The sequence below is a fragment of the Vibrio sp. R11-SG3-ISO9 genome (assembly GCF_059834255.1).
This window is the reverse complement of sequence record NZ_JCBDGU010000005.1, coordinates 1-16,863: the sequence shown is the minus strand read 5'-3', so window position 1 is coordinate 16,863 and position 16,863 is coordinate 1. Positions and strand designations below refer to the sequence as shown.

At 44.7% G+C, this 16,863-nt stretch carries 14 protein-coding genes, 3 tRNA genes and 1 pseudogene; 10 read left to right on the top strand and 8 right to left on the bottom strand.

What is annotated here, in order from left to right:
* Window positions 1-128 precede the first annotated feature (128 nt).
* The 7 genes from AC6R05_RS01390 to AC6R05_RS01360 all read left to right on the top strand — a co-directional run bounded on the left by AC6R05_RS01390 (window position 129) and on the right by AC6R05_RS01360 (window position 5,714).
* On the top strand, window positions 129-1,559 hold the full coding sequence (locus AC6R05_RS01390; protein WP_500646351.1) for an aminotransferase-like domain-containing protein: 1,431 nt from the start codon (window positions 129-131) through the stop codon (window positions 1,557-1,559).
* Between the two features lie 142 nt (window positions 1,560-1,701).
* Window positions 1,702-3,288, top strand: a complete 1,587-nt coding sequence (locus AC6R05_RS01385) for a cytochrome ubiquinol oxidase subunit I (RefSeq protein WP_500646350.1) — start codon at window positions 1,702-1,704, stop codon at window positions 3,286-3,288.
* Window positions 3,289-3,299: 11 nt separating this feature from the next.
* Window positions 3,300-4,436 carry a cytochrome d ubiquinol oxidase subunit II gene (cydB, locus tag AC6R05_RS01380; RefSeq protein WP_500646349.1) on the top strand — a complete coding sequence of 379 codons (1,137 nt, stop codon included), beginning with the start codon at window positions 3,300-3,302 and terminating at the stop codon, window positions 4,434-4,436.
* Window positions 4,437-4,444: 8 nt separating this feature from the next.
* Window positions 4,445-4,546, top strand: a complete 102-nt coding sequence (gene cydX, locus AC6R05_RS01375; RefSeq protein ID WP_032552630.1) for a cytochrome bd-I oxidase subunit CydX — start codon at window positions 4,445-4,447, stop codon at window positions 4,544-4,546.
* A 235-nt stretch (window positions 4,547-4,781) separates the two neighbouring features.
* Window positions 4,782-4,868, top strand: a tRNA-Leu gene (locus AC6R05_RS01370).
* Window positions 4,869-4,921: 53 nt separating this feature from the next.
* Window positions 4,922-4,995 (top strand) — tRNA-Cys (locus tag AC6R05_RS01365).
* 209 nt (window positions 4,996-5,204) lie between these two features.
* Window positions 5,205-5,714, top strand: coding sequence for a hypothetical protein (locus AC6R05_RS01360; protein ID WP_500646348.1), 510 nt, complete (start codon window positions 5,205-5,207; stop codon window positions 5,712-5,714).
* Between the two features lie 40 nt (window positions 5,715-5,754).
* On the opposite strand, the gene AC6R05_RS01355 is transcribed toward AC6R05_RS01360, so the two are convergent.
* On the bottom strand, window positions 5,755-6,543 hold the full coding sequence (locus AC6R05_RS01355) for a lipase family protein (RefSeq protein WP_500646347.1): 789 nt from the start codon (window positions 6,541-6,543) through the stop codon (window positions 5,755-5,757).
* Window positions 6,544-6,827: 284 nt separating this feature from the next.
* On the opposite strand from AC6R05_RS01355, the gene AC6R05_RS01350 reads away from it, so the two are divergent.
* The 3 genes from AC6R05_RS01350 to dld all read left to right on the top strand — a co-directional run bounded on the left by AC6R05_RS01350 (window position 6,828) and on the right by dld (window position 9,992).
* Window positions 6,828-6,901: transfer RNA gene (locus tag AC6R05_RS01350), tRNA-Cys, on the top strand.
* A gap of 149 nt (window positions 6,902-7,050) precedes the next feature.
* Entirely contained in the window at window positions 7,051-7,953 is a 903-nt protein-coding gene (locus tag AC6R05_RS01345; RefSeq protein WP_032552624.1) for a LysR family transcriptional regulator, read from the top strand.
* Between the two features lie 332 nt (window positions 7,954-8,285).
* The gene (gene dld / locus AC6R05_RS01340) at window positions 8,286-9,992 is read left to right on the top strand and encodes a D-lactate dehydrogenase (protein WP_150869649.1); all 1,707 of its coding nucleotides are present in this window, start codon (window positions 8,286-8,288) and stop codon (window positions 9,990-9,992) included.
* 138 nt (window positions 9,993-10,130) lie between these two features.
* On the opposite strand, the gene AC6R05_RS01335 is transcribed toward dld, so the two are convergent.
* The 7 genes and pseudogenes from AC6R05_RS01335 to AC6R05_RS01305 form a co-directional block, all read right to left on the bottom strand.
* The gene (locus AC6R05_RS01335; RefSeq protein ID WP_500646346.1) at window positions 10,131-11,102 is read right to left on the bottom strand and encodes an energy transducer TonB family protein; all 972 of its coding nucleotides are present in this window, start codon (window positions 11,100-11,102) and stop codon (window positions 10,131-10,133) included.
* 5 nt (window positions 11,103-11,107) lie between these two features.
* Entirely contained in the window at window positions 11,108-11,530 is a 423-nt protein-coding gene (locus tag AC6R05_RS01330; RefSeq protein ID WP_150869647.1) for a biopolymer transporter ExbD, read from the bottom strand.
* A 1-nt stretch (window position 11,531) separates the two neighbouring features.
* Complete coding sequence (exbB, locus tag AC6R05_RS01325) at window positions 11,532-12,377, bottom strand: tonB-system energizer ExbB (RefSeq protein ID WP_500646345.1); 846 nt, start codon at window positions 12,375-12,377, stop codon at window positions 11,532-11,534.
* Between the two features lie 107 nt (window positions 12,378-12,484).
* The gene (locus AC6R05_RS01320; protein WP_152469583.1) at window positions 12,485-13,966 is read right to left on the bottom strand and encodes a surface lipoprotein assembly modifier; all 1,482 of its coding nucleotides are present in this window, start codon (window positions 13,964-13,966) and stop codon (window positions 12,485-12,487) included.
* 54 nt (window positions 13,967-14,020) lie between these two features.
* Window positions 14,021-14,749 carry a Slam-dependent surface lipoprotein gene (locus tag AC6R05_RS01315; protein ID WP_500646344.1) on the bottom strand — a complete coding sequence of 243 codons (729 nt, stop codon included), beginning with the start codon at window positions 14,747-14,749 and terminating at the stop codon, window positions 14,021-14,023.
* A gap of 145 nt (window positions 14,750-14,894) precedes the next feature.
* The gene (locus AC6R05_RS01310) at window positions 14,895-16,274 is read right to left on the bottom strand and encodes a PKD domain-containing protein (protein WP_500646343.1); all 1,380 of its coding nucleotides are present in this window, start codon (window positions 16,272-16,274) and stop codon (window positions 14,895-14,897) included.
* 111 nt (window positions 16,275-16,385) lie between these two features.
* Window positions 16,386-16,863, bottom strand: a pseudogene (locus AC6R05_RS01305) (PKD domain-containing protein); the annotation flags it as partial.

Here is a 16,863-nt window from a genome sequence, read left to right as displayed (position 1 = left end):
TTAAGACTTCACTCCGCCAACTATAAGCAAAAAGTATAAGCATAAAACGCTAAGCATCTGTATTTCTTGCTATCTGCTTCTCTTGCAGTAACCTTATTGCCAATCGTTAAGTCTTTTGAAAGAAGCGCATGAAAAAGTCTCAGGTATTAGCAGAGAAACTGAAAAATCAAATTGAGCACAATATCTGGTTGAGTGGTGAGAAACTGCCATCGATCAGAAATGCATGTAAGCGCTATAAACTGAGTATCGAGACGGTTCTCCAAGCATACCAACAGCTTGAAGCTGCCGGCTATATCTATGCTAAGCCAAAGTCAGGCTATTTTGTATTACCTCGTCGAAACGTACTGACGGGGAGTGAGAGCAATTCAAAAGCCATCACGCCTTATTCTGTAAGGATTAGCGATCTGCTTTACGACGTGCTTCAAAAGGCCAAAGATCCAAGTATTATCCCACTCAGTTCTGCTTTCCCAGATCCGTCTTTGTTTCCTCACCAAGCCTTGTCGCGAAGCCTCGCTAGTGCCAGTCGTCAAATGCCAGACAATAGCATGCTGACCAACTTGCCTCCCGGCAATCAAACTTTAAGAAGACAAATTGCGCAGCGTTATCAGGTGAATGGACTCAATGTTCTACCGGATGATATCGTCATCACTTCTGGGGCAATGGAAGCGTTGAGTTTGTGTTTGCAGTCTTGCACTGAACCAGGTGATTTGGTCGCCATAGAATACCCCGCCTTTTATGGCGTACTTCAAACCATAGAGCGATTAAACCTAACGGCGGTAGAGATCCCAACAGACCCAGAGACTGGGATCGACCTTGATGTGCTCTCTTCAGTATTCTCATCCATGGATATCAAAGCGTGTTGGTTTATGACCGCGGCTCAGAACCCAGTAGGGTATTCAATGAGCTGCGAAAACAAGCAGCGCCTTGCTCAGCTGGTGAATCATCATAATGTGCCTATGATCGAAGACGATGTGTATCGAGAGCTATTCGTGGGCAGCGATTCGAGCCTGCCAGCGAAAGCTTATGATAAGAATGAAAATATCTTGTTATGCGGATCGTTTTCCAAGTCACTCTCGCCCGGCTTTCGTATTGGTTGGGTTGTTGCTGGCCAACAAGCGCTCAAGATCCAACGTCTACAACATCTAGCGACATTATCGAGCAGTATCCCGATTCAATTGGCACTGTCCCATTATCTGACGTATTACAGCTACGATAACCACCTCAAGAAGCTGCGAAAGGTACTCCATGAGCGCAAGCAGGATCACATCAGCTTGCTTACTGACTGTTTGCCCTCAGATACGGTTATTCATCAAACGCAGGGCGGGTACTTTATTTGGATTGAGCTACCGAAGAATGTTTGCGTGGAAGCGCTTTATGATAAAGCGCTCGAGCACAATATTTCTGTTGCTCCCGGAATCATCTTTAGCGGTGATAAACGTTTTAATCACCATATCCGACTCAATAGCTCTTATGCTTGCGACGACAAGATAACGCAGGCGATCAAAACCTTAGGAGAGTTAGTTAGCGAGTTAAGTAACGACAAGCGAGAGTCAGTCTGAACTCTGCACCTTATCTGTTACGAATCTTCCAATCTGTTCTATTTTTTAGTCTCTGATCTGTTCTAGTTTGGTTCGAGAGAACTGTGCTGAAATACGCTCCAACTTATGTATGAAAGTCATCATTATGATGTTTGGAGCTTTAATGTTTGATGTTGTTGAATTATCGCGCTTGCAGTTTGCGTTGACGGCAATGTTCCATTTCCTTTTCGTCCCTCTAACCATTGGTATGTCGTGCTTGTTAGCCATTATGGAGTCTATCTATGTGCTAACAGGAAACAAAATCTACCAAGACATGACTCGCTTCTGGGGCAAACTTTTCGGAATCAACTTTGCGTTAGGAGTGACAACTGGCCTGACGATGGAGTTCCAGTTTGGTACCAATTGGTCTTACTATTCTCATTATGTCGGCGACATCTTTGGTGCGCCTCTTGCCATCGAAGCGCTGGTGGCATTTTTCTTAGAGTCGACGTTTGTTGGGCTATTTTTCTTTGGTTGGGAACGTTTGTCTGCACGCCAACACCTAGTGGTCACATGGTTAGTGGCTTTGGGATCGAGTTTTTCGGCGTTATGGATCTTGGTCGCCAATGGTTGGATGCAAAACCCGATTGGGTCGGAGTTTAACTATCAAACCATGCGAATGGAGATGATCAGTTTCGCTGAAGTTGTACTCAACCCTGTTGCACAAGTGAAGTTTCTACATACCGTGTCATCAGCTTATACCTGCGGTGCAATGTTCATTCTCGGCGTGAGTGCGTATTACTTGCTGAAAGGGCGAGACGTTGAATTCGCCAAGCGCTCATTCGCTGTTGCGTCTTGTTTTGGCATGGCATCAATTATCTCGGTTCTGGTACTCGGAGATGAGTCAGGCTACGAACTGGGCGATGTTCAGAAGGTGAAACTGGCCGCCATTGAAGCTGAATGGCACACAGAACCAGCGCCTGCCGCATTTACTCTTTTTGGCTTACCTAACCAAGAGAAAGGTGAAACCGATTATGCGGTGAAAATCCCTTATCTGATGGGAATCATCGCCACGCGTTCACTGGATGAACAAGTAACAGGGCTCCATGATCTTCGAGAGCAACATATTGATCGTATCCGCAACGGCATGATTGCTTATGATTTGCTGGAACGCTTGCGTGCTGGTGATAACTCAAATGCTACAACAGAAGCGTTTGATGAAGTTAAGCATGATCTCGGCTATGGTTTACTGCTTAAGCGTTACACCGATACTGTCACTGACGCGACCGAACATCAAATCCAAATGGCGGCAGACGACTCCATTCCAACCGTTTGGCCACTGTTTTGGTCATTCCGCATCATGGTTGGCTGCGGTGTGGTTATGTTGATTGTGTTCGGTGCTGCTTTCCTTCAAACCTACCGTAAAAAATTCACAGCGAAACCTTGGGTTCTTAAAGCGGCCTTGTGGTCGATTCCTCTGCCTTGGATTGCCATTGAAGCCGGTTGGTTCGTTGCAGAGTATGGCCGACAGCCTTGGGCGGTAGGGGAAGTGCTGCCAGTTAGCATGGCGGCCTCGCATCAAACCGCTGAGGATGTTCTTCTCACCTTAGCATTGATCATGGCGCTCTATACAGTCTTCATCATTGTAGAAAGTTACTTGATGGTGAAAGTCGCGCGCAAAGGCCCAAGCAGTTTAAAGACCGGTCGCTATCACTACGAGCAAGGCGATCACTCAGTTAAAGCCAAATTGGCACTGCAAGCACAACAATAAATGGAGTCGTTATGTTTGAATATGAAACGTTAAAAATGATCTGGTGGGTGCTGATCGGTGTGTTGTTGATTGGCTTTATGATCACCGATGGGTTTGATATGGGTGTTGGTGCTTTATTACCTATTATTGGTAAAACCGACACAGAGCGACGCGTGATGATTAACTCCATTGCACCGCATTGGGACGGTAACCAAGTGTGGCTTATAACGGCAGGTGGTGCATTGTTTGCGGCATGGCCTTTAGTTTACTCGACAGTATTTTCGAGCCTGTACATCGCTATGTACTTAGTTTTGATTGGTTTGTGGCTACGTCCGCTCGCACTTGAGTATCGCGCCAAAGTAGAAAGCCAACAATGGAGAGATGTGTGTGACTACGCGATTGCATTTGCTGGTGTATTCCCAGCACTGTTGTTCGGTGTTGCTTTCGGTAACCTATTACAAGGGATACCTTTCTCATTAAACAGCTTACTAATGGTGACTTATCACGGAAGCTTTTTAGACTTGATTAACCCGTTTAGTTTACTGAGTGGCATTGTGGCCGTGACAATGTCACTACTGCAGGGGAGCACTTGGCTGTTGCTGAAGACTAAGCACACTATCTATGGTAAAGCGCGTACTGTTGGCCAAATGAGTGCATGGGCAGTATTCATCTTGATGGTGATAGGTGGGTTAGTGCTTGATGAGCTTATGGGCTATCAAGTGGTTGGTTTGCTTGATCATAATGGTGAATCAAACCCTCTAAACAAAACGGTAATTGCGGGGGCTGGGTTATGGTTAAGTAACTTCGAGACGTACATATGGATGTGGTTTGCACCTATTGGCAGTGTCGCGTTTCCTGTTATGACGTTCTTCTGTATCAGGCTATCGAAAGACCTGATGGCATTTGTCAGCTCTAGCTTAACCAGTGCCTCGATTATTTTAACGGCTGGTTTCACAATGTTTCCGTTTATTGTGCCATCGAGCTTCAATACCAATCACAGCCTGACGTTATGGGATGCGACTTCAAGTGAGCTGACACTCAATATCATGACGGGCGTTGCCTTTGTTATGGTTCCAATCATTCTTGGTTACACCGCATTTAGTTATCTCACCATGCGCGGCAGGCTCGATAACCAATATGTTGAACGAAACAGTCATTCACTCTATTAGGAGGCACTATGTGGTACTTTGTTTGGATTTTGGGTCTGATGTTGGCGTCTGCTTTCACAGTTTTAAATCTAGTTGGACTAGAAAAGCAGATCGAAAACAAGAGTGAGTAATGCGATTGAGTGGAATGTAGATTGAATCTTTAAACGAGAGCGTGAATGGGAATGGGTATTTTGTAGAGTAAGGTTTGAACTATTTGTTCTCTTATTATGCTATAAGTTCGATAAATAACCGTTTGAATTAAAAAGATAAAATATATATTGATCTTATAGCTCAATCCGTTAAAGTACGTCTCGTTCTCGCGGCACAGGCCGATGAGAGATGGTGTTGCCATCGCATGATTGCGTTGCCCTGGTGGTGGAATTGGTAGACACAAGGGATTTAAAATCCCTCGGCGTTCGCGCTGTGCCGGTTCAAGTCCGGCCCGGGGCACCATCTACTTACTCGCAAGAGGGAACAGAGTCGAACTCTTAAAACTCGCACAATTTGGCGCCTTGGCAGAGTGGCTATGCAGCGGATTGCAAATCCGTGGACCTCGGTTCGACTCCGGGAGGCGCCTCCAAATTACAAAAGACCAGCCTAGTGCTGGTTTTTTTGTGTCTGAATTTCCGTAAACGTATCTTGCTATTTCTAGCTATTGAATCCGTCCTTAAGCAACTACAGCCAATAACACGTTTCAAAACGGTTCGGTTGTAAGCGTGTGTAACTAAATCTAGCATTACAATAAAACACTGTTCATAATTGTTTGGTTGCCAAGAAAAGGAATAGTGAATGTTTAGAAAACTCGTCACCGTGTCATTGATTACCATGCTAACTGGCTGTGTGCTTTATCCAACAACACGAGACTACTACAAGCCCATTGTGCAAGTAGGACAAGCAGAGACAGCAAGTTCTGGGTGTGGTTATCATAAAGCGAAATATGACGCTCTTGAGCAGACCGTCGGGGATATCACAGTACGAGTTCATCCTAGCTTGTCCTCAGAAAAGGCATTGATGGTGAGCTTTGGATTAGAGTCTTCACAGGACAGCGACCATTTGAAGCTAAATGCCGTTATCAGTAATGACGTTCAATTAAATGAGGAATCTGAATCACTGACTTTAACGTCGAAGTACTTACATGATGGAGTGTATCGCACTTGGTACTCGTCAAATGCTTTCCAGCTTACTGACCAGCCGAATCAACTGATGATCTCTGTGTCAGACAGTCATGGCAAGACGTATCAATTCATGTTTGAGTTTACTACTCAGTCAGATATCTACTACGCGTCGATCAACTGTTAGGCAGTGATAAAGTTAAGACTCGAGTAGAGCATTCATGCATTTATCTCTGATCAAAAAAATCTTTGTTGCGAATGTATTTACTCATTAAGTGATACGAGAAGGGACGTATCACCCAACTGAGCAGTGAGCGTCCAAAGCGAATTAGGGTTGGGGTGTTCTCATAGATTCGACCGTTGTAAAGCCAGAGCATTCTGCCTGCGTGCCAATAGATAAGGGGAATCGGCGGCATGAAAGTCACGATGTCTAAATCACAGCAGATGCGATAAGTCTTTTTGTTAAGAGAATAGCGCTGCTTGAATTGCCAGTTGCCAATTGCGGGTTGGCCAAACGTCACGACACGTTTAATGCTCTTAGGGTATTTGTGATTCAGGTAATCAGCGAAAACGCAGCCAATCGCTCCACCGGAAGAGTGGCCGGTGATGGTAACTCGCTTGCCTTTTTCGATGAGTGGCGCGAGTGTTGTTTCTAAACGTTCGAAGACTGAAGCGCCGAGCGTGTCGTCGTTTCTACTGGGTTGACTCTCTTGAAATAGAAGATGATAAAACCCCGCGTGGATACGGTAGTTGAGCCCAATGGATTTACAGCTTCTTGTCCATAACGCGAAGTTCAACATCCAATCACTTAGGCTATGAGAACCTTTAAGCACCACAATAACCTCGGTTTCCGCTTCACTCCACAGCACTCGGATCATGGTTTTACCAAATTGATTTTTGATGATTCGTTGTCCGTTTGGGTCAAAGCCATAGCGTGTCTGTTTGAACACTCTTGGGTAGGCGAGATTGCATAAAACGGCATACCTTTCATACTGGTATCTTTTAAGTGGTTTCAAACTTTATTCCAATCGTCCCTTTACCTCTTACCTTAGTGGGCAATTGTGAAATATCCATGAAAACTAAAACTAAGAGTTGAGCTTGAAAAGCTGTGTGCGCTTATTTTGTTCAAGAATAGTTCAAAGCGTCAGCGAACGAGACAGTAAAGTTAAGGTAACGGTTGACTCAATTTTTATAGGCGCTATAGTACGTCCCGTTCTCGCACAGAGAGTGTAAGAACACGGCAAGATTGTTATAGGAGATGGTTTTATACAAGCTCCCTAAGATAACAATAATGCTCAAAGGCGCCTTGGCAGAGTGGCTATGCAGCGGATTGCAAATCCGTGGACCTCGGTTCGACTCCGGGAGGCGCCTCCATTTCATTATCACATCAGATTGGTCAGCTATGCTGGCTTTTTTTATATCTAAATTTTGTGCTTCGAGCTGAACAAGTGTGAGATTAGGGTCAGCTTTTTTAATCAAAAGCACCTAAAATTACCTTGTTATCAACAAGCTTGCGAGAGTCCATGAGAAGTACCGACGATTACATCATCTTTTATCACTTAATTGAGCAAGGCTCTTTTAGTGGCGCTGCAAAACAGATGCAGTTGACTAAGTCGGTGGTGAGCAAGCGCATTGCTAAGTTAGAACAAGATCTCGGTGTGCAACTTCTCTATCGAACGACACGCAGTATTAAGCTGAGCGAAGCGGGCCAGTCGTTTTATGAACAAGCAAAACGCGTTTATCAAGCTGTTGCAACAGCAGAAGAATCGATCGTTGGCTTAGGTCAAAGCTTGTCTGGCAGTATCAAGATTACCGTACCGACCATCTCTGGGGAGCTCATTTTACCGGGGGTGATTGCTGAATTTAACGAACGTTACCCAGACATCAACATAGACATGGATCTCGACAATCGTTTTGTCGATATCGTTAATGATCGCTTCGACCTTGCTATTCGAACCGGTGTGCTGCCAGACTCAAGTCTGATTGCTCGTAAGCTGGTGGATGCGCACTGGGTCGTGTGTGCTTCTCCTAAGTATCTTGCCGTAAATGGCAAACCAGATTCCCCTCAAGAGTTGGTCAAACACAACTGTTTAGCGTACTCCTACCAAGAGACTGGGGCAAAAGAGTGGGCCTTTAAAGCGGGCGATGAACTTTACCAAGTCAAAGTCGATGGTAACCTGTGTACTAACAATTCATCGGCACTAAGAAATGTGGCTTTGTTAGGTCAAGGGATCATTTACGTACCTAGAGTCTTGATTCATGACGATTTAGAGCAGGGGCGTTTGATCCAACTTTTTCAAGGACAAACAGCCAAGTGCTTAGGTATTTATGCGGTTTACCCTTACACGCGTCAGCAACCTGAAAAGGTGAAGCGTTTTATTGAACACTTGTACCAAGGGTTTCAAAAGCGTAGCCATCAGTTCTAGGCTAAGTCTAAGCAAAGTTTCTAGCTCTTTTTCTGCTCGGTATATCATGCTTGGCACCTCACTTCACATCTCGAATATTAGTCGGTGTAAGCCACGCATTTGCAATAACTGGATGTGTGACGCAGCTGTTAATGTTTGGTTTTGATATTGTTTCCATAAAGAAACAATCTGTTTCTTGCTCAAATTTTGAAGTTTGTTTTAGTTAACTTAATGAAAATATTAGCTTTATTACAAATAAGCTTAATTTTGGATAGTGTTGGCGAGATCAGCAGCGTAGACGCTGTATAACAGGCTGCTTATAGTGGCTGGGCATAATAATTAGAGATATGGATATGAAACAAAAGCAGCTGATTGATCAATTCAAGGTAATCGTGGGTGATGACAATGTGTTAACCGACGATATCAAAACCAAGTATTACCGTTCGGGCTTTCGCTCTGGTGGTGGCTCTGCACTGGCCGTTGTCTTTCCAAATACCTTGGTAGAACAGTGGAAAGTTATTAAGCAATGTGTCGAAGCTAACTGCATCATCATTATGCAGGCTGCTAAAACCGGTTTAACAGAAGGCTCAGCACCAAGCGGTAACGATTATGATCGCGATGTTGTCGTTATCAATATCACTAAAATGAAACAGATACACCTTCTTGATGGTGGCAAGCAAGCAGTTTGTCTGCCGGGTGCGAGCTTACACTCTCTAGAAAAAACACTAAAAACGGTTAACCGCGCACCACACTCTGTTATCGGTTCTTCTTCTTTAGGTGCGACAGTGGTTGGCGGTATCGCGAACAACTCCGGTGGTGCGTTAGTGAAGCGTGGCCCTGCCTACACTGAGCTTGCGATATTCGCTCAAGTCGATAAAGACGGCAAACTTCATCTAGTTAACCATTTAGGCATTGATGGTCTTGGCGAGACGCCAGAAGAAATCTTGCAAAACATTCAAGACGGAAACTTCGACCCAAGTAAAGTGGTTCATGATGATCGCATGGCTTCTGACAAAGAGTATGACGAGCGCGTAAGAGACGTGACCTCAGACATTCCTTCACGATTCAATGCGGATGATCGCCGACTGTTTGAAGCCAGCGGCTGTGCCGGTAAGCTTGGGGTTTTTGCAGTTCGTGTTGATAGCTACCCAGTACCTGACAAAGAGCAGGTCTTTTATCTTGGCACAAATGATCCGGCGAAACTCACTCAGCTACGCAAAGACTTTTTGACTCAGTTTGAGAATCTGCCTGAAATGGGCGAGTACATGCACCGTGATATTTTTAATATGGCGGAGAAGTACGGCAAAGATGTATTCCTATCCATCGATCATCTTGGTACGGACAACTTACCAAAGATGTTTGCTTTAAAAGCCAAGGTTGAAAATACCTTAGAACGAATCCCGTTTGTTAGTAAACATCTGCCAGATACGATTTTGTACTATGCGAGTAAGTTGTTCCCGCAACATTTACCACAAAGGTTGCTAGATTATCGTGACAAATACGAGCACCACTTGATCTTAAAGATGAGTGATGGCGGTATTGATGAGGCTAAGAAATACCTTAAAGAGGTGTGGGCAGCAGAACCAGACCAAGATTACTTTGAGTGTACCGCAGAAGAAGGTAAGAAAGCGTACCTGAATCGTTTTGCAGCAGCAGGAGCGGCGATTCGTTACGAAACCATCCATCGAAATGAAGTAGAGGACATTGTCGCACTCGATATTGCGTTACGACGTAACGACGAGGAGTGGTTAGAAACACTGCCACAAGAGGTGACAGATAACCTTGTGATGCCTCTCTATTACGGTCACTTTATGTGTTTTGTCTTCCACCAAGATTACATCTTCAAAAAGGGAACAGACACAAAACGCATGAAGCGATTGATGTTAGAACACTTGAATAGCCGTGGCGCGAAATACCCAGCGGAGCACAACGTAGGACACTTGTACGAAGCGGAAAACTCACTACAGAAGTTCTACCATCAGCTCGATCCAACCAATACCTTTAACCCAGGTATCGGTAAAATGGACAAGTATCGCCGTAATTGTAACTGCTGTGCCTAACGAGCTTTAACCGAAACATAATAAACAAAGCCACTTCAACGAGTGGCTTTGTTGTTTTATAGCGCCTGAGTTCGAGCATTTAGGCGTTTGAGAGTTTGAGTAAGGGTTTGAAGTACTAATACTTCAAATAAAAATGACTCAAAAGCTAAAGTTGATTGGAAGAGTAAGGCTCAAGCGTGTACCAGTTATGCTCGTCGGGGGTTTAATTAATGGCTGAGCGCGGTAAACAAGGTCGACAGCTTCGTTATCTAACGAAAGGGTACCCGAACTTTTAACCAACACGACGTCAATCACATTACCTTGGCGATCCATTGTAAATTTGATAACAGGCATGCCTTTCTTCTTCATGCGTTTCGCTTTTCTGGGGTAACGCTTTTCTCGCTCAAGATGTGCATGAAGTGCTTGCTGCCAATTAATTTTAGCCGCTTTTCCCGCTTCAGAAAGTTGTCCAACCCGAAGCGCACTCGCTTGCTGCTGGCTATTTTCAGCCATTAAATTAGGTTGAGATTTTGCTGTTTGCACGATTTGTTGCTGGTCTTTGAGATCATCACTGATTGGACGCGGTTTCTCAATCGGAACGGGTTTCACAATCGCCTTTTGGGGATCGGGGGTGACTTTAGGTTTGGTCTTTTTGACAACGGGAGGCTCTGGACGACTTTTAGGTGGTACAGGCGCTTTCGCAATCTGTTTTGGCTCCTCGGGTTTAGTTTTCGTCTCATTTTCCGGCTTGGCCTCTTGGTTGATTGCTGATGAAAGCGCGTTTGCTTTCTCAACCTCAACGAACTTTGGCTGCTCTTTCACAGCTTTCGGTTTGACTATTGGTTGTATCTCCTCAACTGTTGCAGCTTGGATCATCTGCTCTTGAACTATCTCAGGTTGATTTTCGCCTATCTCCGTATCTTCTACTTGCATTTTTGCCATCGCAAGAGGGGCAACAATCGTAACCTTGATGGGTGCAGCTTGCGGAGGCGGAGCAAAATCATACTCAGGTGTCCAAAGGTAATAAACAAGAGCAGATAAGTGAAGGGCAACACTCAATGCAAAACCGACGACAAACCATGGTCGACGAGGCTTACGTGATCGGACCCTTAAGGTGGCAAAAATACTCATGCTTATTACCCCTGCGGCGTTTCTAAACCAACGAGCGCAATCTGGCTGTATCCGGCGCGTACAAGTGTGTTCATGACTTTCATGAGTTCGTCATAGGTAATGCTTTTGTCAGCTCTTAGATAAATTCTCTGATTTTGGTCCTCGATAAGTAGCGGAAGATCAAATGGTAGCTGTTCTAACGTTGAAGTCTTATCCTCACCTAATGTTAGCTCTAGCCCCTTACCAACGGTAAGGAACAAAGGTTCATCAGGTAAAGGTGTGGCTTCAGCAGAAGATGAAGGTAGATCGACGGGCACATTAACGGTAGCCAATGGTGCTGCTACCATCACAATGATGAGTAGAACGAGCATTACATCAACCAAAGGTGTCACGTTGATATCGTGGTTTTCCACCAGTTCATCGCTGTCTGAAGATGTTTGAAATCCCATATCACACCACCTGCTTTAATTGTGATGGCGTATCTTCGTTAGTATCGCGGTCACAATCTCGGCTAACAAGTACCATGGTCGCAACAGACACGTCTGTTAGGAGTGCTTTATAGTGTCCAATACGTCGAGAAAAATAGTTATACATCATCACCGCAGGTATAGCGGCAACCAAACCGATCGCTGTTGCGAGTAGTGCTTCAGCTATACCAGGGGCCACAACGACAAGCGTCGTACTTTTGGCTTTCGCGATGCCGATAAACGCATTCATAATTCCCCAGACTGTACCAAATAGGCCGACGAATGGGCTAACTGAACCTATGGTTGCCAAAATGCCCGTCAGTGACGTCATGTCTCGGGTTAACTCCGCTTGAACTCGCTCAAGTCTTAATTGAACGCGTTCTTTAATGCCGTTATGAGTCGCAGGGCCTTGACCGGACATATAGATTTCGTGCTGTGCAGCTGTCACCACGGAGACTTCTTGCCCTGTTTGTAGTGTAAGAGCGGATTCCGCATGCTGAAGAGTGTCTGCGGTCACTAAGGTTGCTAATAGTCGCTTAGTTCTTTTCGTAGCAAGAACGAGCTGTATCTGCTTAGTAATGAAGACTGCCCAGCTCAAAATGGAAGCGACTAATAAAGCGATCATAACCGACTTAACTACCCAATCTGCAGCATGGTACATTCCCATCGGCGAAAGATCGTGGGTGATCAATGGATTTGAAGGTGGGGCAATCTGTTGGTTTGAGACCACAGTATCGGAGATAGGTTGAATCGACGTATCACTCAAAGAATAATGGGAAAACGTCAGCATTAAAAACACTGACGCGATACGAAAAAAAAGCGTTGTCATTAGGTATCACTCACTAGGGATTGAATTAGGCTGGTGGAATAAATTTCCACGTTGTCGCTACCTATACCGAATGAAATTAAAAAAACCGTAAAGAAATTTTAATTATTTTAAAAACGCCTAGTGAACTTGATAGTGATCTCATTTTGCTGGTAGGTGTAGAGCCAATCAACATTGCTTTTTATTCTTTTATGATTCCAAACCAATGAAGGGGTAACACCGAATAACTTGATATCTTTTAGCGAAGCAGAGATCGCGTAATTTTGCTCTTTATCTCTACGCGTTTCGCTCAGAATGCTATTGAAGCCTTGGTAGTCACGATGTCTAAACGATCCAAAAAGTGTCAGATCAACCCAAGGAATCACATCTGAATTCAAGCCAATTTTACCGCCATAAAGCTCGTAAGCATGGACTTGTTCTTTGTTCTGTTTACCTGTCCAATCTATGCCACCGAATAACAATAGGTCATGATTAAATTGGTACCAATAAGTAAGATATGAAGCCAGCTGCCAGTCTGTTTGATAGCTGAGTACACTTGGGATGTAGTCTTGATAGTCGGCTTTGAACTCGAATTTAAGGGCACTGTTTTGGCTGGTTGTTCTAAGCCAGTCTAACTTGACTCCTGAGCTGAAATAAACAGAGCTGTTCGCGTAACGACTTAGTTCAAAAGAGGGGCCGATTGATACTTTGTTGAGGCGATCATGAAAACTGTATCCGAAGCCGATTCGAGAAGTATGTTCATTGTAATCACTGTTGTTCCCGTAGTTGGTGCCATAAGTTAGGCCTTGTAAATGAATACCGTGGTGTCGAGACAAAGAGAAACGTTTATTGATACTCGCCTCAAAATCGATCCCATATGCTTTTTCTTTTTTAGGCGTAACACGGTCAAAGAGACACTGACCTGTGTTGGATGTCACTAGGCAGGTATAAGATTCAGAAGAGCTGTTTAAGTTATCATTAAAAGAACCGCCAATCGCCACAGATCCGTTCCAGCTGTCGCGAGCAATAAGCGCTTGGGTAAAGCTGTCGATGGTTCGAATCACACCAGCAGCTCTCGGATTTTGTGAGGGTATTTTTGATTTGATTTGATTGAACAGATTGAGCGCATCTCGGTTTTGGTTACTTTCAAACAAGACTCGTGCTAGCTCTAACTGCGCGGGCATAAAATTGGGTTGTAAGGCTAATGCGTCTTCGAATGCGAGTTGGGCGTGTTCCAGATCACCTTTAGCTCGAGAGATTGCGCCGTCAGCGTATTTCAGTAACAGTGGGTCAGGCTGTTCAAACTGTCGATAGATTTCCAGTAACTGGCTAGCTTGCACCCATTGACGATAACGAACAGCAAGATGAAGAGCTTTCGCGACTTGATTCACATCGTTTGTGTCGATCTGGTTTCCAGTTTGGGCTGTTTTTTGGGAGTTAGCTTCGCGCTGGTTCTCTTCTTCAAGTATTGCTTGTTCTTTGTTTTGAGCCGACAGGGCGTCTCGTTGTTCAATACGAAACTGCGTATCCGTGTCTTGAGACCAAGAAAGAGGTGAAGAAAAAACGCAAGACAATAGTAGGCAACGTATAAGTGGAGTGGTGTTGGAGTTCATGTGGTGCTCATTAAAAAGAAGCAGCCGAAGCTGCTTCTTAGCCATTGAAGGTGATTACTCTTTTGCACCGCCGAATGCAGTATCAAGATCAGAGTTGCCAGCAAAAGTCGCAATACCAGCAAGTGTTGCTGCATCTGCGCCAAAGAAGTGACCTTGAGAAATACCTTGAGTTGTCACACCGGCTTGGTTAGCTGTTGCCGTACCATTGAACGAAGCGCTTGCTGCATCAATCGTGCTATCCACATTGATAGATAGAGACGCATTAGCAATGTCGCCTGTTAGTGTTTGTTGAGCGAAATCAGCAGTAAAGGTACCTGAAAGTTTGTTGCTACCGCTAAAGTGGTTAATACCAGTAATGTTGTACGTCGCGCTACCTGAAGTAGGCACAGTGGTACCAGTATTGTCGCCTACATAGTAAACAGTACGGTTGTTATACGATTCATCTTGGTCCCCTTCATACCACTCACCAAACCATACGTCCTGGTTAGCCGCTTGCGCAAAGTTGTAGTGCGTTGATCCAAAGTGTTTACTACCAGAAGTGTATACGTCATTACGTATTGTACGGCTGAAAATATTGCTTGCTAGACCATCGAAATCGACGCGCTTGCCTGTTGAGCTTCCAATGCCGGCCTTACCTTTTGCGTGAAACAGTGGGACGTAAACTTCAGATTCACCAACCTGGCGTAGAGAGTCGTCGCTAATCGCACCGTCAAAACCTGCTTGAACAAGTGGGCTAAGGCCAATCATTGCAGCCGCGATCCATGAAAGTTGAACTGGTTTCATTTTGATTCCTTTTAAATTGAGTATGATAAGTAAAAAAGCAAACCCAACATCCGGTGCGCGCGACAGATGTCGTGCTTGCTTTCAACTATTACACCGTTTAAGAAAGAGAAAACCGTAATAGCGAATCGTATTTTTTAATAAAATTTTATCGACTAATGAAATTGTAGTTACCGCCAGCACGTTCTATATACGAGAAATCGTTGGGTCCGTTTAAACTCCACGCAAATTCGAAAATCACGCGAGTGGTTTGGCCATGTGTTGGAGGAGAAAGCACAGTCAGGGTTTCACGGGTACCTGCTGGAATCACATAAACATCAGAGTAAGCGAGCTCACCAAAAGAGGTTCTTATGATGGGCTGTACGATGTCTTTAACATCAGTCAAGGAAGTCACGGTAAGAGTGATGTCTTTTTCAACGGCTTCAAACGTATAGGACCCTAGCGTGTAGTACTCAGGCACTTCTCCAGTATCACTGGTTAGATCTATGTTCTTATCTTCATCAAAGGGTAGAAGTAACGGGTCGGTTTCATCTCTCAGAAAGACTTTTGCGTGTGGGCCATTTAACGAAGCCACATTCACGTACGTGGGTTTGTAACCTAAATCGGTGAACTCACCGTCACTTACTTCGATATTGAAAGTATATTGTCCGCTCACATCGGCCACAAAGCTTGTGATTACCGCATTAGGATCAGCGATAGTAGCGTTGCTCTCTTGTGGTTTTGACACAAAAAACCAATTAAAGGTGAGAGGATCGCCGTCTGGGTCAGTACTTACACTAGCATCTAGAGGGATCGTCATACCTTCAATGGCTAACATGTGCTGGTTTTTATAAGCAATTGGAGGTCGGTTCTGATGGTTTTCATTAAAGGTGACGGTTGTGGTCGCCTTGGTCGATAAGAAACCATCGGTGACGGTTAATTCCACCACATAGTCACCCGCCACATCAGCGGTTAAGTCGGGGTATTTGCCCTCATATTTACTGAGACTAGGCTGACTCCCGTCTGGCTGGTTGATAATTTGCCATTGACGGTAAAGCTCATCGCCGTCAGCATCCGTTGATGTGTCAAACAGCTTAACGGATTGAGACAGGGAAGCGCTGTATGTTGGGGTAAGTGAGACCACCGGTGGCGAGTTGTCTTGGTCGGCTTTAGCTACTATTTTCACTTGATTTGGACGGCTGTTCACTTTGCCATCGTTGACCACCAACGAGAGATAATACGTACCAATTTGATCCGCAACGAAAGTCGGTTTGATGGCCTCCAAGCTGGAAAGTTGTGCTTCGCTTCCTGCGGGTTTTTCTGAGAATGACCATGAATAAGAGATGAGGTCGTTGTCATAATCAACACTGCGCGTGCCGTCTAAGTGGACGACTTGATTAACTTTAACTTGTTGATTGATGCCAGCGATAGCGATCGGAGTTTGATTATTCGGGTCGCTTGTCGGCGATGAATCGGAAGCGCTTCCATTACACGCCGTAATGAAAGCGAAAGAGAGAATTATTGGAAACTTGTAAGTATAGCCATGCATTGCAATACACCGTCGAGATTAGAATGTTAAGTCATCGTTTTTTGCCTTTCCTTGCTATACCGTTTAAGAATGAAAAAACCGTAATAGAGAATCGAATCTTTTAATAAAATTTTATCGGCTCGTGAAATCGTAGTAACCGCCAACACGCTCTATCAGCGTAAAGTCATTTGGCCCATTTAAACTCCAAGCAAAACCGAACAGAACTCGAGTGGTTTGGCCATGTGTTGGAGGAGAAAGCAAAGTCAGGGTTTCACGGGTACCTGCTGGAATCACATAAACATCAGATTCGGCGATTTCACCAAAAGGGGTTCTTATGACCGGTTGTACGATGTCTTTAAGCTCGGATGCAGACGTCACGGTAAGAGTGATGTCTTTTTCGACGGCTTCAAACGTATAGGACCCTAGAGTGTAGTACTCAGGCACTTCTCCAGTATCATTGGTTAGATCTATGCTCTTATCTTCTTTGAATGGCAGAAGTAACGGGGCGGTTTCATCTCTCAGAAAGACTTTTGCGTGTGGGCCATTTAACGAAGCAACGCGAACGTATGTAGAGGTGCTGACCTTGCTTTCCCTTCTTGATTGATTAACC